The organism is Gordonia sp. IITR100 (assembly GCF_002009645.1).
Lineage (GTDB): Bacteria > Actinomycetota > Actinomycetes > Mycobacteriales > Mycobacteriaceae > Gordonia > Gordonia hongkongensis.
This window is the reverse complement of sequence record NZ_MVKV01000048.1, coordinates 1-993: the sequence shown is the minus strand read 5'-3', so window position 1 is coordinate 993 and position 993 is coordinate 1. Positions and strand designations below refer to the sequence as shown.

General features: G+C 65.6%; 2 protein-coding genes and 1 other annotated feature. Both genes read left to right on the top strand.

Annotation, left to right across the window (positions count from 1 at the left end; genetic code table 11):
- Positions 1–52 precede the first annotated feature (52 nt).
- A complete protein-coding gene (locus B1818_RS23820; protein WP_004022138.1) occupies positions 53–370 on the top strand; it encodes a transposase in 318 nt (105 codons plus the stop codon).
- Positions 331–459 (top strand) — a sequence feature (AL1L pseudoknot). (Overlaps the previous gene by 40 nt.)
- A partial coding sequence (locus B1818_RS24115) for an IS3 family transposase (RefSeq protein WP_176455990.1) occupies positions 373–993 on the top strand: 621 nt, incomplete at its 3' end. It overlaps the preceding feature by 87 nt.

Below are 993 nucleotides of genomic sequence, written 5' to 3'. Positions count from 1 at the left end.
TGAACCGCCCCGGGTCTGTCGGAGGCTCTCGAACCTGTGAAGGATGGAGAGCATGGCAGCACCACGCAAGTACAGTGAGGAACTCAAGGACCGGGCCACCCGGATGGCATGTGAAGCGCGACGAGATCCCGATTCGTCGAGAGGTGCGATCAAGCGGATCGCCGATCAGCTCGGAGTCCATCCCGAGGCGTTGCGCAATTGGGTTCGTCAGGCCGAGATCGACGGCGGGGTCCGCCCGGGCACCACGAGTGAGGACGCTGACCGCATCGCGGCGTTGGAGCGGGAGAACCGTGAACTGCGGCGAGCGAACACGATCTTGAAGCAGGCTTCGGCTTTCTTTGCGGCGGAGATCGACCGCCCACAGCGCTGATCGTGGAGTTCGTCGCGGCTCACCGCGATGAACACGGAGTCGATCCGATCTGTGCGGCATTGCGCGATACGTCCGCCCAGATCGCTCCGTCCACGGTACGAGCCCACCTGAGCCCCCAGAAGACCGAGGCGCCTCGTGTGGTGCGTGACCGGGAGCTCCTTACCCAGGTCCGCGCGGTGCATGCCGACAACCTCGGCGTCTACGGTGCCCGCAAGGTGCATGCCCAATTGCGCAGACAGGGCCATAGTGCTGCCCGCTGCACCGTCGAGCGATTGATGAAAGCCGATGGGCTGCAAGGGATAGCGAGACTCAAGACACGCAAGACCACGCGCAGCGAGGGAGCTGAAACACCCCGGCCGGCTGACCGGGTCAACCGTCAGTTCACCGCGGCGGCACCGAACGCGTTGTGGGTGGCGGACCTGACCTACATCCGCACCCACTCGGGCTGGGTGTACGCGGCGTTCGTCCTGGACGTGTTCTCGCGGATGGTCGTCGGCTGGCAGGTCTCGACCACCATGCACACCGACCTCGCCCTCGACGCCCTGAACATGGGATTGTGGGCACGGTCGCGTGCCGGCCACGACGTGGCCGGGCTGATCCACCACTCCGACCGCGGAGTGCAA